At 31.3% G+C, this 16959-nt stretch carries 15 protein-coding genes; 1 reads left to right on the top strand and 14 read right to left on the bottom strand.

Annotated elements, in window-relative coordinates:
* Window positions 1-17 precede the first annotated feature (17 nt).
* The 13 genes from acsE to BUA19_RS06510 all read right to left on the bottom strand — a co-directional run bounded on the left by acsE (window position 18) and on the right by BUA19_RS06510 (window position 14415).
* A complete protein-coding gene (gene acsE, locus BUA19_RS06570) occupies window positions 18-803 on the bottom strand; it encodes a carbon monoxide dehydrogenase/acetyl-CoA synthase methytransferase subunit (RefSeq protein ID WP_072724924.1) in 786 nt (261 codons plus the stop codon).
* 44 nt (window positions 804-847) lie between these two features.
* Window positions 848-2218: an acetyl-CoA decarbonylase/synthase complex subunit gamma gene (gene acsC, locus BUA19_RS06565; protein ID WP_072724922.1), complete on the bottom strand. Its 1371-nt coding sequence runs from the start codon at window positions 2216-2218 to the stop codon at window positions 848-850.
* A gap of 26 nt (window positions 2219-2244) precedes the next feature.
* A complete protein-coding gene (gene acsD / locus BUA19_RS06560) occupies window positions 2245-3189 on the bottom strand; it encodes an acetyl-CoA decarbonylase/synthase complex subunit delta (RefSeq protein WP_072724921.1) in 945 nt (314 codons plus the stop codon).
* A gap of 26 nt (window positions 3190-3215) precedes the next feature.
* Window positions 3216-3983, bottom strand: coding sequence for an ATP-binding protein (locus BUA19_RS06555; protein WP_072724919.1), 768 nt, complete (start codon window positions 3981-3983; stop codon window positions 3216-3218).
* A 54-nt stretch (window positions 3984-4037) separates the two neighbouring features.
* Window positions 4038-5432, bottom strand: a complete 1395-nt coding sequence (gene lpdA, locus BUA19_RS06550; protein ID WP_072724917.1) for a dihydrolipoyl dehydrogenase — start codon at window positions 5430-5432, stop codon at window positions 4038-4040.
* 42 nt (window positions 5433-5474) lie between these two features.
* Window positions 5475-6350, bottom strand: a complete 876-nt coding sequence (locus BUA19_RS06545; RefSeq protein ID WP_072724915.1) for a methylenetetrahydrofolate reductase — start codon at window positions 6348-6350, stop codon at window positions 5475-5477.
* 24 nt (window positions 6351-6374) lie between these two features.
* Window positions 6375-7046 carry a methylenetetrahydrofolate reductase C-terminal domain-containing protein gene (locus BUA19_RS06540; RefSeq protein WP_072724913.1) on the bottom strand — a complete coding sequence of 224 codons (672 nt, stop codon included), beginning with the start codon at window positions 7044-7046 and terminating at the stop codon, window positions 6375-6377.
* 19 nt (window positions 7047-7065) lie between these two features.
* Entirely contained in the window at window positions 7066-7920 is an 855-nt protein-coding gene (locus BUA19_RS06535) for a bifunctional 5,10-methylenetetrahydrofolate dehydrogenase/5,10-methenyltetrahydrofolate cyclohydrolase (RefSeq protein WP_072724970.1), read from the bottom strand.
* Window positions 7921-7947: 27 nt separating this feature from the next.
* Window positions 7948-8580 (bottom strand): cyclodeaminase/cyclohydrolase family protein, encoded by a 633-nt coding sequence (locus BUA19_RS06530; protein WP_072724911.1) that lies wholly within the window; start codon window positions 8578-8580, stop codon window positions 7948-7950.
* A 27-nt stretch (window positions 8581-8607) separates the two neighbouring features.
* Window positions 8608-10284, bottom strand: coding sequence for a formate--tetrahydrofolate ligase (locus BUA19_RS06525; RefSeq protein WP_072724909.1), 1677 nt, complete (start codon window positions 10282-10284; stop codon window positions 8608-8610).
* A 2-nt stretch (window positions 10285-10286) separates the two neighbouring features.
* Window positions 10287-11060 carry an ATP-binding protein gene (locus BUA19_RS06520; RefSeq protein WP_072724907.1) on the bottom strand — a complete coding sequence of 258 codons (774 nt, stop codon included), beginning with the start codon at window positions 11058-11060 and terminating at the stop codon, window positions 10287-10289.
* A gap of 24 nt (window positions 11061-11084) precedes the next feature.
* Window positions 11085-12995 carry an anaerobic carbon-monoxide dehydrogenase catalytic subunit gene (gene cooS, locus BUA19_RS06515; RefSeq protein ID WP_072724905.1) on the bottom strand — a complete coding sequence of 637 codons (1911 nt, stop codon included), beginning with the start codon at window positions 12993-12995 and terminating at the stop codon, window positions 11085-11087.
* Window positions 12996-13515: 520 nt separating this feature from the next.
* Window positions 13516-14415 (bottom strand): bifunctional enoyl-CoA hydratase/phosphate acetyltransferase, encoded by a 900-nt coding sequence (locus BUA19_RS06510; protein WP_084601976.1) that lies wholly within the window; start codon window positions 14413-14415, stop codon window positions 13516-13518.
* Between the two features lie 162 nt (window positions 14416-14577).
* On the opposite strand from BUA19_RS06510, the gene BUA19_RS06505 reads away from it, so the two are divergent.
* Window positions 14578-15822: an NAD(P)-dependent oxidoreductase gene (locus BUA19_RS06505; protein WP_072724903.1), complete on the top strand. Its 1245-nt coding sequence runs from the start codon at window positions 14578-14580 to the stop codon at window positions 15820-15822.
* A gap of 2 nt (window positions 15823-15824) precedes the next feature.
* Here BUA19_RS06505 and BUA19_RS06500 read toward each other — a convergent pair whose 3' ends face one another.
* Window positions 15825-16958, bottom strand: a complete 1134-nt coding sequence (locus tag BUA19_RS06500; RefSeq protein ID WP_072724901.1) for a tetratricopeptide repeat protein — start codon at window positions 16956-16958, stop codon at window positions 15825-15827.
* Window position 16959 lies beyond the last annotated feature (1 nt).

Raw genomic sequence — 16959 nt, 5'->3', positions numbered from 1 at the left:
TTCCCCCCTAATTAATTCTACAATTCTAAATAAGAATCAGCGTATAGTATATTTCCTCTTATAACATCACAAGATTTTATTGTATTCATAAGTTGTTCATCACATGGATTAATTATTGCTGAACTAAATCCATTAGCCATTGCCATGGCTACAAAAGCTGAATCTAATATTGGTCTTATATGTTTTGGGGCACCATTTGATACATTAGAAAGTCCTCCTGTAGTCTTAAGTCCCATTTCAGTCATCATTCGTATCGCTTCTAAAACTTCCATTTGCTTTTCTTGCATTCCTTTTATTACAAGACAAAGTGGATCAAATAATATATCCTCTGGATCCATTCCAAGCTCCATAGCTCTCTCTAATATCTGTGTACAATATGCCATACGTTCATCATTATCTCTCGGAATACCTTCTTTAGCACAAAGCCCTATCGCTATTGCATCATATTCTGCTGCTAAATCTAAAAGATCAAATCTAGGTCCTGCATCAGCAGAATTTATAATTGGCTTTCCTTTTTCCCTATTGTAGACTTTAAGACCTGCTTCTATAGCTTTTTTATTTGCTGTATCAAGAGCTATAGGTACATTATCAAAATGCTCTTGAAGAAGTTTTACCCCCCAAGTCATTAATTCTTCTCCATCTCTTTCTGCTGGTCCTATATTGAAATCTATATAATGAGCACCTGCATCAATTTGCTCTTTAGCTCTCTTTAAAATAGGCTCAGGATTTCTCTCTTCTAATGCCTTTCTTATAGTTGGTGAAATACAGTGAATTCTTTCTCCTATTATCATAAATCTCTCCATTAATGATACCCCCATTCATAAATTTTATTTATATCATTTAATTATTAAGCTTTAGCTGTCTTTAATTCCTCATTAAATTCTCTTAGGAATTTAGGAAGTTCCATAGCTTCATTTGTTCCTACTACAACTTCCCAACCTGATAAATTATCCTCAATATCCCCCTTAAGAACCGCAACCTTTCCAGGAATTACAAGTTTTCTACATTTAGTTTTATCTTCTATTCCACATTCCTTAATAAAATTTGCAATACTTGATCCACTAAATTTACCAGCTGCCCAAGCTGTGAGAACTGAATAACCTCCAGCATCAGGAATAACTAACCACATTGGAACTTTAGATCTTTCTATTTCTCCAGCAATTATAAAATAAGTTAAAGCAAAGTCAACAGTAACAAGTACTGGAGAATCTTCATCTGGATTATTTATAGGATAAATTTTAGGTTCAACCCTCATTGGTCTTTGAGGATCAGTATATATATTCTGTCTTAAAGCAAACAAAGGTAAAGCTTTTGCATAATCTATATCATTTAATACTATTATAGAACCATATTTAACTGTAAATAATGATGCTAAAGCTATTTCCATAAACTTATCATCTTTAGCAATTTCATTTACAAATAACACAGATGGATATCCAAATGTTCTATCTCCTTCTTTTAAAGCAATTCTTCTGATTTGAACTGTATTTGTAAAAGCTTCTTTAAGTGAAGAACTGCCAGGATCTAATATTAATTCTTTATACCCTAATTTATGAATATCTTCAACTAAAGCATATAATTCTTCAAGATTACCTGCTTTTACTCCAAGAGCCAATTTATCAGCTTTAACAAGTTCCACCATTTCCTTATAGTTTTCTTTAGTAGCACCGTAAACTATAGGATTTTCAGATTTAACTAATTCTAAAGCATCTTTTAATACAGCACTATCTTCGCAAATTAACATATATACAACTTTAAGCTCACTTGTTTTTACTTTGTTTATTAAATTTATATAATTTTCTTTATTTCCTTCATATTTTAATGCTGCTATTTCAATTTTCATCTCTTCTCCAATTCTCACATAATTTACTTTTTTCATATTTTCAATTTTTGCATTTATTTCTTCATCACTCATAGAATCAGAAAGTAACACTGCAAATCTATTTCTATTTACAAAAGTTTTTTCATGACGGAAAAGTACTGTTTCTCCTCCTAATTTATATTCACTATCCCCTTTACCTATAGTTAAAGTTTTCATTGGAGGTGCAGTAGCTTCTGATAATTTAGCCAACGCATCTTCACTCATATGAGGACATTTTTCTATTTTTGCAGCACCTGCTGCAACTTTCATAGCAAAAGCCATACAAGTTGGAAAACCACAATCTTTACAATTTTTCTTTGGAGTTAACTTAAATATATCCAAACCTTTTAAAGCCATTTTTCTTTCCCCCTTAACCTCATTTATTATGCTAATTCATTAACAAATTTTTTTATTGTTTCTAAAGATTTTGGATGACGAAGTATAACTGCATTTGCCCCTCCTGCTAATGCACTACTAGCAGTTGAAACCTCCATAGCAATACCTCTTTCTTCTTGAGATCCCCATTCCGGAACCTCCTCAACTAATGCTACAGACTCTTTAACATTCCAAGTTTCAAAAGAAACAGGTGTTATTATAGGCATTTGAAGAGTTTTATCATTTTGACCAAATGCAGCAAGTCTAATTCTATCCATAGTCGAAGCAACATATTCATAACCATAACCTACTGCAGAACACCCAACATTCATAACTATATTTTCTCCTTTAACTCCCAATTGAGTTAATAATATATTTAATTGTTTAGCAAGGTTTATATCAACAGATGATTCTGCCCCTACTTTATGTGGATAAGCAAGACCAGCAGCAGCCCCTACAGCTTTGTAATTTTCTTCAACCGCAGCTAAAAACAAACAATTATACCCATCTACTGCTGCTGCAACTTTTTCAAATAACTTAGCGTCTTTTTCATGATTGTTACATCCTGCAATAACAAGAGGTATACTAATAGCCTCAACTACAGATTTTGCTATTTCACTGCACTCTTCTGGAGATTTATCAAACCCATTTGGATCTGCACCTTCAAATTTTAAACATATAAAATCTGGAGAAAATTTTTCTTCTACAAACTTAGCCCAATCTACTGGATTACTTGCAACATCTTTATACAAATTTTTTAACGGCTCTACCCAATTTTCTGGATAAACATCTAATATCTCTATTCCTATTTTTTGAGTATTTCCAGTTTCTCCATCAAAACTATAAAATGGCATTACATTTTCTCCACCTAATTTTATAGCTTTTTCCCCTGCTCCAATTTCTACTTCAGAAATTTTTCCTGCATACTTTTGAACAGACATCTTAAATGCCATTAAAATCGCCCCCTTAAAAACTACTTTTAAAATTCTATTTTAGATAATATTTCTTTAATAGCTAATTTAGCTTTACTATCTTCAGGTAATTCAACTAATGGTATTCCATTAGAATCATATTCATATATCATTTCATCCATAGGAACTACCCCTATTAAATTAAGTCCTTGAATTCTAATTTCTTCTTTTATCCCTTCATTTAACTTTCCTTGCGGAGCCTTATTTACTATTAAATACATATTGCTTACCTTTAAATTCAATTCTTTTACTAAATCTTTTATCCTTCCCACAGCTTGAATGCTTCTTCTTGAACAATCACTAACTAAAAACAATGTATCTATATGTTTTGTTGTTCTTCTACTCAAATGTTCCATACCCGCTTCATTATCTATAATCAAATATTTATAACTGTCTGAAAGTGAATCCGTTTGTTCTCTCAATACACCATTTACATAACAATAACAACCTTGACCTTCAGCTCTACCCATAACTAAAAGATCATATCCATCTCCCTCAGTTATAGCTGTATTTAACCTATATTTTAAATATTGTGCCTTAGTCATTCCTCCAGGAAATCCATTACCAGATACTTCCCTTCGATTCACTTCTTCTCTTATTTCTCCAATAGTCGTTTCTACTTCTACGCCTAATACTTCATTTATATTGGCATTTGCGTCCGCATCAACAACGAGTATTGGACTTTCTCCCCTTTTTACTAAATTATCAATTAAAAGCCCTGTCAAGCTAGTCTTTCCTGTTCCACCTTTTCCTGCTACAGCTATTGTATATCCCATAATGTTACCCCCTATCATATCTTGGACAGAGCTTTTAATTCAAGCTCTATCCTTTTAAGCTTTAGCTTTAACTTTCCCAATTGAGTGAATACATTTATCATCTACATCATGAAGTGCTTCCATTAATCCTTCTGATAATGTAGGATGTGGATGAATAACATCTCCAACTTGTTCTACTGTAAGTCCTAAGTGAACAGCAAGCGTTAATTCGCTAAGTAAATCAGTTGCATGAGGTCCTACAATAGATGCTCCTATCACTTTACCCTCTTTATCAGCAAGTACTTTTATAAATCCTTGAAATTTCCCTATAGCTTGTGCTTTTCCAAGTCCTCTAAATTCAAATTGTCCTACTTTATATTCAATTCCTTTTTCCTGAGCTTGTTTTTCAGTTAATCCAACACATGCAACTTCAGGCTCTGTATATACACATCTCGGAATAGCTGTATAATTTATATTTTTATCTTTTCCAAGTGCATTTTCCACTGCAATCATACCTTCTTTAGAAGCTACATGTGCAAGAAATGGACTATCAACAATATCACCTATTGCATATATTCCTTCAATATTAGTTTCCATTTTTTCATTTACTACTATTTTTCCTCTTTCTAATTTAATTCCTAATTTTTCTATTCCTAAATTTTCAAGGTAAGGTTTTCTTCCAACTGAAACAAGCATTATATCAGCTTCCACTGATTTTCCACTTTCAAGATTTGCAACAACCTTCCCTTCCTTTATTTCACAACTTTGTATTTTATTTCTTGTTAATAATTTAATTTTATCCTTTTTGAATGCTCTTTGCAACTGTTTTGCAACATCTTTATCTTCAAAAGGAAGAACTTGATCTGCCATTTCTACAATTGTAACTTCAGTTCCTAAAGTTCTAAAAAATTGACCAAATTCACAACCAATTACTCCACCACCAACTATTATCATTGATTTTGGAATTTCACACAAATTTAAAGCTTCATCACTAGTTATAACCTTTTCTCCATCATAAGGAAATATCGGAGGAACTATCGGAACCGACCCTGTAGCTAATATTATTTTATCAGCTTCAATTATTTCTTTAGATCCATCTTCCTTAAAAACTTCTATTTTATTTTTATCCAAAAGCCTTCCCAATCCATTTACAAGTTTTACACCTTTTTTATCAAACAAAAATTCTATTCCTTTTATAAGTTGATTTACAATTTTATCTTTTCTATCCATAATAGCTGCAAAATCAGCTTTTACTTCCCCATCTATATTTATACCGTAATTTTTAGCTTCTTTTATTCCCATAAGCAATTCTGAACAAGCCAGTAATGCTTTAGTTGGTATACAACCAACATTCAAACAAGTTCCGCCCACTTTATTTTTTTCTATCAAAGTAACATCAGCACCCATCATTGCTGCTTTTATAGCCGCTACGTAACCTCCTGGGCCTCCTCCTATTACTGCTATTTTCATATCTCAATCCCCCAAAAATTTAATATTTTTGCAAAAACGTTTTTACAATCCAGCTACATCTAATATCGCTGGTACATTCTCTTCTGCACCGATAGCCATTATATGTACTCCATCACATAAATTTTCTTCTCTTAACTGTTGTATAAATTCTCCAGCTATTTTTATTCCCTCTTGAACTTTATTTTCAGCACCCTTAATTCTTTGTATTACATCATCTGGAACATATATTCCAGGAACATTATTATTCATAAATCTAGCCATTCCTACTGATTTTAAAGGTATAATACCAGCTAACACTTTACAATTTAAATGCTTAGTTTTTTCTCTAAATTCTCTCATAGTATCTAAATCATATACAGCTTGTGTTTGAAAAAATTTAGCTCCTGCTTTTATTTTTTTTTCCATTTTTAATATTTGAATTTCTAAAGGAGTATATCGTGGAGTTACACAAGCTCCCAAGAAAAATTCTGGTTTTCCTTTAAGTTCATTCCCAACCATATCTTTTCCATTCATCAAAGTAGTTGCTACATCAAGTATTCCTACTGAATCCAAATCATAAACTGGCTTTGCTCCTGGATGATCTCCTACTACTGTATGATCACCAGTAAGAGCTAACATATTTTTTATTCCAAACAATCCAGCTGACAAAAGTTCTCCCTGTATTGCTATTCTATTTCTATCTCTTCCCGTCATTTGAAGAACAGGCTCGAGCCCTTCATCTTTTAAAATTTTACAAGTAGCAAGTGAAGTAGTTCTCATAACTGCAGATTGAAAGTCTGTAACATTAACCCCATGAACTCTTCCTTTTATAGCTTTTGCACATTCTACCAAATGATTAAAATCAATCCCCTTAGGAGGAGCCATTTCAGCTGTAACAGCAAATTCTCCGTTTTCTAAAGCTTTTCTTAATAAGCTCATTTTTTAAATCCCCCTTTTAACCTTCTAAGCTTTTGCTAACTCTTCTTGTTTTTTCTTTAAATTTATATATCTTGGATTTACAGCTTTTTTATAATCTTTAACCGGTCTTATAGCTGTTAAATTATCAAGTTGACCTAATTCTTTCAATCTCTCATATATCATAATCCAAGCACAATCATTTTCTGGATTCACTTCACATTTTCCATCTTTAGCTCCTCCACAAGGACCATTTAAAAGACTTTTTGCACACATAGTAACTGGACAGATCCCCCCAGTCCATCCAAGTTCACATTCTCCACAAGCTTTACAAGATTCTGCAAATTGTCCAACTCTTTCAATTTCCCCTATAAACATTGTATTATTTCCCGGATATACAGGAACCTTAACATTTTTAGCAACAGTTTGAGTTCCATCTCCGCAAGCTAAAGAAATTATAGCATCAACTTCTTTTAATTCTTCTTTTAATTCTTTTAAATCCTTTTTAACTTTTAAAAAATTACAAGATGGATCTAAAACTTTTGCTCCCAAAACTTCTTTTCCGTTCTCTTCCAATATTTTCTTCATCTCTTTTAATTCTTCTTCCCCACCGACCTTACAAGTAGTTGCACATAATGAACATCCTGTAATAATTATTTTTTTAGCATCTTTTACGTATTCTAAAATTTCCTCTAAAGGTTTTTTTTCTGAAATTATCATCTCTATTCCCCCTCTTGTTTTATGCGTTGTTTTGCATTTTACAAGCTTTTATTACATGTTTAGCTAGAATAGACGTTGTAACAGATCCTACCCCTCCTGGAACTGGAGTTATCATAGATACTTTATCTTTTACAACATCAGTGTCAACATCACCACATAAATTTCCATTTTCATCTACATTTATACCAACATCTATAACTACAGCTCCATCTTTTATAAAGTTCTCTTTTACCATTTTTGCTCTTCCAACTGCTGCTACTAAAACGTCAGCTTCTCTTGTAACTAAATCTAAATCTTTAGTTTTTGAATGACATATAGTAACTGTCGCATTTTCATTTAATAAAAGCATCGCAGCTGGTTTTCCAACAACCATAGATCTTCCAAGTACAACAACTTTCTTACCTGTCAAGTCAACCCCATAATGTTTTAATATTTCAACTACTGCTGTAGGTGTACATGGAGAAAATCCTGATTTATCTCCTTCCATAACTTTTGCAGCATTTACAGGACTAAAACAATCTATATCTTTTTCTGGAGCTATTACATATTTTATAACTTCTTCATCTAATTGTTTTGGAAGTGGTCTAAAACATAAAATACCATGAGTAGCTGGATCTTCATTTATTTTTTTAATTTCACTTATGTACTCTTCTTGAGTTATATCTTCAGGAAGTTCTTTAACTTCTGTTAATATTCCAATAGAATCACATCTCTTTAATGCTCCTCTTTCATATGCTAAGTCATCTCCTCTTGCTCCCACTCTAACTATTGTAAGTTTTGGATTTATTCCTCTAGCTTTTAATTCTTCTACTTCTTTTATTAATTCTTCTTTTATTTTATCTGCAACCGGTTTACCTTTTATAATTTGCCCCATAGCCATATTTAAAAGCCCCCTTTTTATTTATTTAGAAAGAATTTTTTCTACTTTTTTATAAACTTCATCTGCTAACTTAGTTCCCTCAAGAACTAATCTATCAATTTCTTCTTTTACTTTTTTTACATACTCTTCATCTTTTATAGAATTTATATTTATAATTACATTTAATTGTCCACTTATAAGTGCAGCTCTTAAACATTGAACCCCAACACCTACATCACTTATAGCAAGTTTTGATCCTTTATCAACTAATTCTTCGTGAAGTTTTATAGCATCATAACATGTTCTTACTATTTTTACAGGTACTTCACACGCTTTTTTTAAAGCTTTTTCCATAGTTTCAGCTTTTATTTTTTTCTCTTCATCAGTACTTGAAGGCATTCCATACGCCTTTGAAAGAGGTAAAAAATTTTCTGCATCTTCATCAACCATTTTTAAAAGCTCATCTTGAATTTCAGTAGCTCTTTGAAGTATCTCTTTAACTTTTTCTTCATATTCAGCATACTTTTTCTTTCCAATAGTTAAATTACACACCATACTTCCAAGAGCTGTTCCTATAGCTCCTACTAAAGCTGCTGCCCCACCACCACCCGGGACAGCTGCTTTAGAGGCAAGAACTTCAATAAATTCAACAGAATTTTTATCTACTAATTTCATGTTCTTTCCTCCTATTGTATAAATTTCTTAAAACAAACCAGATATTACTCCATTTTCATCAACATCTATTCTTTCTGCAGCTGGAACTTTTGGAAGTCCTGGCATTTTCATTATTTCACCAGTTAAAGCTACTATAAATCCAGCACCAGCTGAAACTGTTACTTGTCTTACTGTAATATTAAATCCTGTAGGTCTTCCAAGTTTAGTTTGATCGTCAGTTAATGAATATTGAGTTTTCGCCATACAAATTGGCATATTTCCAAATCCCAATTTTTCTAAATTAGTTATCTCTTTAGATGCAGCTGGTGTAAAATCTACATCATCAGCTCCGTATATTTTTTGAGCTATAGCTCTTATTTTATCTTTAATAGACATATCATCTTCATAAGCATATGTAAAGTTATTTTCCTCTTCTTCTATTAATCTAAGAATTTCTTTAGCAACTTCAATTCCACCTTCTCCACCTTTTGCCCATACTTCTGATAGTGCAACATTTACTCCTAATTCTTTACATTTTTCTTTAACTAAGTTAATTTCAGCTTCAGTATCAAATGGGAATCTATTTATAGCAACTACTGCCGGTAATTTAAATACTTTAGTTATGTTTTCAACATGCTTTAATAAATTTGGAAGTCCTCTTTCAAGAGCTTCTAAATTTTCATTATTTAAATCTTCTTTTTTAACTCCTCCATTGTACTTAAGAGCTCTAACAGTAGCTACTATTATTACTGCATCTGGTCTTAATTTTGCCATTCTACACTTAATATTTAAGAATTTTTCCGCTCCAAGATCTGCTCCAAATCCAGCTTCTGTAATTACATAATCTGCAAAATGCATAGCCATTTTTGTAGCTATAACTGAATTACACCCATGAGCTATATTGGCAAATGGTCCACCATGAACAAATGCTGGTGTTCCTTCTAATGTTTGAACGAGATTTGGTTTTAATGCATCTTTTAAAAGCGCCGCCATGGCTCCATGTGCATTTAACTGTCCAGCTGTAACAGGTTCTCCCGCTCTATTATATCCTATTATTATTCTGGAAAGTCTTTCTTTTAAATCAGAAATATCATTTGCAAGACAAAATGCTGCCATAATTTCAGATGCAACAGTTATATCAAATCCATCTTCTCTTGGCATTCCATTAGTTTTTCCACCAAGCCCATCTACTACAAATCTCAATTGTCTATCATTCATATCAACACATCTTCTCCAAGTGATTCTTCTTGGATCTATGTCAAGTTTATTTCCTTGATAAATATGATTATCTATCATAGCTGCAAGTAAATTATTAGCTGCTCCAATTGCATGCATATCTCCTGTAAAATGAAGATTTATATCTTCCATTGGTACAACTTGCGCATACCCCCCACCAGCAGCTCCACCTTTAACTCCAAATACAGGTCCAAGTGATGGTTCTCTCAATGCAACAATAGTATTTTTTCCAAGTTTTGATAAAGCATCAGCAACTCCTATTGTAGTAGTTGTTTTTCCTTCTCCTGCTGGAGTTGGATTTATGGCAGTAGTTAATATCAATTTAGCTTTTTTCCCATTATCTTTTTTTAATAAATTATAATCTACTTTTGCTTTGTACTTTCCATAAAGATCAAGATCATCTTCAGTAAGATTAAGTTTTGCAGCAATCTCCCTTATATCCTTAAGTTTAGCCTCTTGAGCTATTTCAATATCTGATTTAAAAGCCATTATTAAATTCCCCCTTGTAATTTTTGTTTTATATATTTAATCTCCTCAACTGTTTTTGTACAGTTATCATAAGGAGATAAATTTGACCTATCAGAATTTATCACTTCTTCATTATAATATATAAATCCCAAACATTCCCCATCTTGAACATTATTTATTATAAAATTTTCATCTTCTTTATTTCTTATTTTATTACCAACAACCAAAACTCTCTTAACTCCAATATCTTCCCCTAATTTTTTTACTTTTCTATAAGTTTGAATACTTCTCTCCCCTGGTTCAACTACTACAATAAAAGCATCTACTCCCTGTGCTGTCCCCCTTGCTAAATGCTCTATTCCAGCTTCCATATCCATTATTACTACATCCTTATTTTGAAGTATTAAATGTGAAGTAAGTCTTTTTAAAAGAACATGTTCTGGACATACACATCCAGATCCTCCTGTATCAACTGTTCCCATAGTTAAAAGTCTTACTCCATTATACTCTTTACAATATCTCTCAGGTATATCATCAACTTTTGGATTCATCTTAAACATCTTTCCAAAGCCACCTATCGGAACATTCGTTCTCTCGGCTACTAATTCCTTCATTTCTGATATGGGTACTATTGTGTCCATCAATTCCTTAGGGAACCCCAATGCCAATGCCAAATTGGCATCAGGATCTGCATCAACTGATAAAACCCTATAACCTTCATCTGCATATAATCTAGCAAGCATTGCTGAAAATGTTGTTTTTCCCACTCCACCTTTTCCTGTTATAGCTATTTTCATGTTCTATCACCTTTTTTATTTATTTTATGCTTGTGCTACAGCTTTTATATTTTCAAATTTTTCTTCTAACACTTTACGTTTTTGCTCTATTTTTTCTATCATTTGATGTGCAGCTTTAATTGGATCTGGTTCAACAAAGAACTTAGCACCAACCATATTTTCCATTTCACTAGTTAATATTTCAAGAACTCTTGGTCCTCCTGTCACTGGTGGTGCCACTCCAAGCCATGTATCTATACCAGATGAAACCACATATGTTCCTATTGATACAGCTTTTTCTGACATCCACTCTGGTGCTGCTCCAACTACTGGTAATTCAGATATATCTACATTTAATTGTTTAGCAACTAAACCTACAAGTTCTAATATACGACTTATATCAACACAAGAACCCATATGAAGTACAGGAGGTATATCTACAAGTTCACATACAGTAGCAAGTCCTTTTCCTGCAAGTTTTCTAGCATCTTTGCTCAAAAGACCTGCTTTTGCTGCAGCCTGAGCTGCACATCCTGTAGTAACTACTATAACATCATTTTTTATTAACTCTTTTATCATTTCTACATGCCCATAGTCATGTTTAACTTTTGGGTTATTACATCCTACAATTCCGGCTGCTCCCCTTAAAACTCCTGATGTTATACAGTCAGCAAGAGGCTTTACTGTACCTGGTTTATCTATATGAGAATTAACTACTTTATCTAATTGATTAATTATAGCTTTTGTGCTATAACCAACCATTGCATGACTTTTAGTTTTTGGTATAAATACTTTTTCTTTCTTTCTATTTTTAAAATTAAGTATAGCTTCTCTAACTATTTGTTTAGCAGATTCAAGAGCTTTTTCTTCATCAAATTCTATATGAGTCGCCCCTGTAATTCTAGCTTTTGGAGATGTAGTTATAAATTTAGTATGATAACACTCTGCAAGTGAAGCCAATGCTGGAAATATACATTGAACATCGACAATTACAGCTTCTACCGCTCCCGTTAAAACAGCAAGTTCTTGTTGAGCAAAATTTCCTGCTATTTTTACACCATGTCTCATAGTTACTTCATTTGCAGTACAACACATTCCAGCTAAATTTATTCCATCTGCACCAACTTCTTTTGCAAGTTCTATAAGTTCTGGATCTTCTGCGGCTAACACTATCATTTCTGAAAGTGATGGCTCATGCCCATGAAGTACTATATTAACTTGATTTTCTTCTAACACTCCAAGATTTGCTTCTGTTTCTCTTGGTATTGGAGTTCCAAATAATATATCACTAAGTTCTGTAGCTATATAAGAACCTCCCCATCCATCTGAAATAGCAGTTCTCATAGAAATATTAAGCATACTATCAGCATCTGCCGTACATCCAACATGAGTAGAATGCATTATAGTTACTACTTCTCTATCTATAGCTCTTGGAACTATATTTAAGTTTTCCCAAACTTTCTTTCTTTGTTCTGGTAAAGATGGAGGAAACTCCAATGTTCCAAAAGGTTTACCAAATTCATTTAATGCAAATTCAGCTACCTCATGTGCTATATCATAAATATCTCTTCCTTCAGTTTCTATTTTCCATCTTTTAGCAAGTTCCTTTAATTTCTCTTCATCTGTTACTTTATAATTTCCATCTTTACTCGTCATATGTAATACATGCGCTATATCCCTACCATGATCAGAGTGTGCTGCTGCTCCTCCCGCTACCATTCTAGCAAAATTTCTTGAAACTATAACATCTGCAGTAGCTCCACAAAGTCCTCTAGGCGTTTTCGGCGTTATTCTACAAGGCCCCATAGCACAAATTCTACAACAAATTCCTTTTTCCCCCATAGGACAGGGTTTCATATTTTCCTTCCTATCAAAAATTGTTTCTACCCCATCTTCTTTAGCCTTTTTTATAAGTTCATTAACTGCACTGTCAATTGATAATAACTTCTCATCCATTTTTCTTTCCCCCTTTTTTTATGATAACCTCTTTATAAACTTTAAAATATATAACAAAAAGAGTCTTCATGACTTTTTTGTCTATCTTCAGATAGTTTATACTACATATTATTAAAATTTAATTATATTTTTCCCTTTATCCCTAAATAATTTTTTAATATTTTCGTCATTATTGATATATTTTTGAAGATTTATGAAGAAAATTGTTAAATTAAAAACAATGTTTTTTAAAAAAATATCCATGTATATTTATTCAAAATAAATTCATCCATTTATAAATTTATTATAACACAAAAATCGTTTCTTGTAATATCATTTTACACAACCCTCCAAAAAAATGTTTTCCTAAACTCGAGCAACTTTCAATCTCAAAAATACCTTTCGTATTTTTATGCGTAATTTTTCAGAAAATAAACAATTATTTTTTTACTTAAATAATTGTTTATTTTCTTTTTCAAGAACAAATTGTTAATTTTTCAACATATATAATATTAATATGTTATACTATAATTTATAATTACTATTTTTTACTACTAGCAATAAGAGCTCCTAACGCAATAGAATACAGTTTTGATTCATGAGTATCTGCTCTTGATACAAGCACCACAGGAGCTTTGGCTCCCATTATTATTCCAGCTGATTTAGCATTAGCCATATATGTAAGAGATTTTCCTATACCATTTCCAACTTCTATAGTAGGAACAAGTATTATATCTACATCTCCAGATACTCTACTTTCAAACTTTTTAATTTTTGCTGCTTCTTTTGACACAGCTAAATCAAAAGCAAGAGGCCCTTCGACAATCACATTTTCTCCATAATTATTTTCCGAAAGCTCTTTAGCATCAACTGTAGCTATCATTTTTTCACTTACTTTTTCTTTAGCAGCAATACAAGCTACTTTTACTTCTTTTATATCTAAAGATTTAGCTACTTTCACAGCATTATTTATTATTTTTACTTTTTGATTAACATCTGGAGCTATATTCATTCCTCCATCAGTTAATAATAAAAGCTTATGATAACTCAAAACTTCATAAACCATAACATGACTTAATAAACTATCTGTTCTAAGTCCATATTCTTTATTTAAAACCTCCTTTAAAAGTATAGATGTATCCAACAAACCTTTCATCAAAAAATCAGCTTCTCCACTTGATACAAGTTTCACTGCTTTTTGTGCACAATCCTTTAAATCATCTCCTTGTATTAACTTAATATTATCAATATCTTCTTCCAAAATTTTAGCTATTTCAGTTATTTTTTCTACATCTCCTATTAATATAGGATCAATTATACCTTTTTTCTTTGCATCAAATATCGCTTGTAAAACTTCCTTATCTTGAGCTGCAGCTACAGCTAATTTCATAGAAGATATACTTTTTACTTTTTCTACAATTTCATCTAATTTTTTTATCATTTTTTCACCTCTTTATAATTAAAATTTTCTTCATTTATATACTTCTAGAGATGCAAATATTATCCTTCTAATATAAAAAAGTCTTTCTTTTATTTTTGTATATTGTATAATCTATTGTGTTATAATATATTTTCAATAATTATTTTAATAGGAGTGATATCTATGGGAAAACATATAATAGAAGAAGCACGCAGATGTCTACAATGTAAAAATCCAAAATGTAAACAAGGCTGTCCTGTAAATACATCTATTCCAGAAATTATAAATTTACTTTTAGAAGGAGATATAAAAAAAGCAGGAAAAATATTATTTGATAACAATCCCCTTTCCGTTATTTGTTCATTAGTTTGTCCTCATGAAAATCAATGCGAAGGACATTGTGTTCTTGGAATAAAAGGTAGTCCTGTCCAAATAAGTTCAATCGAAAATTATATATCTGATTACTACTTAAATAGTTCAACATTAAAAAAAGAAAAAAATTTAAATAGAAAAGTAGCTATAATAGGATCTGGTCCCGCAGGAATTGTTGTAGCTTTTATGTTATCTTTAAAAGGATATAATATAACTATGTTTGAAGCTCACGATAAAATTGGTGGTGTTTTAAGGTATGGTATACCAGAATTTAGACTTCCTAAAGATATTCTTGAAAAACTAAAACGTAAATTAATAGAAATCGGAGTTAAAATAAGACCAAATACTCTAATAGGTCCTGTTATAACTATTGATAATCTTTTTAGAGATGGATATGATGCTGTGTTTATAGGAACAGGAGTATGGAAGCCTAATACATTAAATATAAAAGGAGAAAGCCTTGGACATGTTCACTACGCAATTGATTATTTAAAAAATCCTGATGTTTACAATTTAGGCGAAAAAGTATGTGTAATTGGAGCTGGAAATGTAGCAATGGATGTAGCAAGAACTGCAATTAGAAAAGGTTCAAAAGAAGTATATATAATGTATAGAAAAGATATAGAAGATATGCCTGCTACAAAATACGAAATAGAATACGCAAAAATTGATGGAGTTAAATTTGAACTTTTTAAAACCCCTATTGAAATACTAGATGAAGGAGTTAAATACGTAAAGACAAAAAAAATTAAAGATGAATTGGGAAATACTAAATTAGTTAATATAGAAAATTCAGAGTCAATATTTACTGCAGACTCTGTTATAATAGCCGTAAGCCAAGGCCCTAGAGCTAATATAGTTTCAAATACTAATGGCATAGATACTGATATAACCGGTCTTATAATGACTGACGATTACGGAAGAACTACTAGAGAAGGTGTATTTGCTTCAGGCGATGTTGTAACTGGAGCTAAAACCGTTGTAGAAGCTGTAAATCTTTCTAAAAAAGTTGCCATGGCTATTGATGAATATATTACTAAAAAATACGAGAAGTAAAATTACTTCTCGTATTTTTTCAATTCATTCATACATGCTATAGTTACTTCATCATCAGAATTTAAATCATATGCTTTTTGTATATACTTTTTAGCATTGTCTATATCTCCTAATTGAAGGTATGCCATTCCTAAATTGCACATAATTTCCGAATCTTCTTTTAAATTCAATGCTTTTTCAAACTGCTCTATAGAAGACTTTAAATCTCCTATCATGGCATAACAAAGCCCTATTTCTACAATAGTATCAACTTGATTTGGATTTAATATCAATATTTTTTCAAAATACTTTATTGCTTCATCTACATTATTGAGTTGTCTATAAGCTAAACCTATAAAAAACAATAAATTCCACCAATCAGAATATTCATCCATTAAAGGAAGTAATTTTTCTAATCCTCTTTCAGCTTGTCCCTGTAAAACTAAATTGTATCCATATTCATAATCTACCTTATACTCTATTTTTTTAAGTTCATTTTTAAGTTCTATTTCCCTATCTTCATCAAGCCCAAACTTTATAGCTTCTTCCCATGTAAGCTTAGCTTTTATATACTGCTTTTGATTATAATAATGATATCCCAATTGATAATATGCAAGAGCAAATTCAGGATAAATGTCAATTATAGTTTCTAATTTATCTAATGCCTCTAATAAAAAATCATTCATCTTTTTTTCTTCTTGATTTTTTTCATGTATCTTAGCTATATCTTGACAAACTAAAGCATAATTATAAAGACCATTTACATTGTTAGGATTTAAAGTTATAAGAGATTTAAAATATATTAAAGCATCTGTAAATTCCTTTTCATTTGCTTTTTTCACTCCCATATACCCTATATAATCTTCAATTTTTGAATCAAATTCATACAAAAACTTTTTATATTCATCATTGTATTTAAAATTTGAATCTATACCTATTATATATATCATTCCTCTAGCAAATGAAGCAAGTGTCAAATTATTTTCAGCATCTCTTTCTTTTATACTTTTTACAAGTTCTTCATTAAGAATCGGAAAATCTATTCCACCTTTAGGTATTTTATATCCCCTTAAAGGAATATCTGCATCTTCTTTTATAGTTAAAAAAGCAATATTTTCTGTTTTTTTAAATATATAATTTTCTATTCTAAATTTCATA

Origin of the sequence: Tepidibacter thalassicus DSM 15285 (assembly GCF_900129915.1) — a bacterium.
GTDB lineage: Bacteria > Bacillota > Clostridia > Peptostreptococcales > Peptostreptococcaceae > Tepidibacter > Tepidibacter thalassicus.
Note: the sequence above shows the minus strand (reverse complement) of the source record. Positions and strands in the feature narration are given on the sequence as shown.

Excerpts from the sequence above, each read along its gene's own strand:
- BUA19_RS06545 (WP_072724915.1), bottom strand. The coding sequence starts at position 6,350 with ATGAGCTTATTAAGAAAAGCTTTAGAAAACGGAGAATTTGCTGTTACA.
- BUA19_RS06535 (WP_072724970.1), bottom strand. The coding sequence starts at position 7,920 with ATGGGGCAAATTATAAAAGGTAAACCGGTTGCAGATAAAATAAAAGAA.
- BUA19_RS06525 (WP_072724909.1), bottom strand. The coding sequence starts at position 10,284 with ATGGCTTTTAAATCAGATATTGAAATAGCTCAAGAGGCTAAACTTAAG.
- BUA19_RS06540 (WP_072724913.1), bottom strand. The coding sequence starts at position 7,046 with ATGATAATTTCAGAAAAAAAACCTTTAGAGGAAATTTTAGAATACGTA.
- BUA19_RS06500 (WP_072724901.1), bottom strand. The coding sequence starts at position 16,958 with ATGAAATTTAGAATAGAAAATTATATATTTAAAAAAACAGAAAATATT.
- cooS (WP_072724905.1), bottom strand. The coding sequence starts at position 12,995 with ATGGATGAGAAGTTATTATCAATTGACAGTGCAGTTAATGAACTTATA.
- acsE (WP_072724924.1), bottom strand. The coding sequence starts at position 803 with ATGGAGAGATTTATGATAATAGGAGAAAGAATTCACTGTATTTCACCA.
- lpdA (WP_072724917.1), bottom strand. The coding sequence starts at position 5,432 with ATGAAAATAGCAGTAATAGGAGGAGGCCCAGGAGGTTACGTAGCGGCT.
- acsC (WP_072724922.1), bottom strand. The coding sequence starts at position 2,218 with ATGGCTTTAAAAGGTTTGGATATATTTAAGTTAACTCCAAAGAAAAAT.
- BUA19_RS06555 (WP_072724919.1), bottom strand. The coding sequence starts at position 3,983 with ATGGGATATACAATAGCTGTAGCAGGAAAAGGTGGAACAGGAAAGACT.
- BUA19_RS06520 (WP_072724907.1), bottom strand. The coding sequence starts at position 11,060 with ATGAAAATAGCTATAACAGGAAAAGGTGGAGTGGGAAAAACAACATTT.
- BUA19_RS06510 (WP_084601976.1), bottom strand. The coding sequence starts at position 14,415 with ATGATAAAAAAATTAGATGAAATTGTAGAAAAAGTAAAAAGTATATCT.
- BUA19_RS06505 (WP_072724903.1), top strand. The coding sequence starts at position 14,578 with ATGGGAAAACATATAATAGAAGAAGCACGCAGATGTCTACAATGTAAA.
- BUA19_RS06530 (WP_072724911.1), bottom strand. The coding sequence starts at position 8,580 with ATGAAATTAGTAGATAAAAATTCTGTTGAATTTATTGAAGTTCTTGCC.
- acsD (WP_072724921.1), bottom strand. The coding sequence starts at position 3,189 with ATGGCATTTAAGATGTCTGTTCAAAAGTATGCAGGAAAAATTTCTGAA.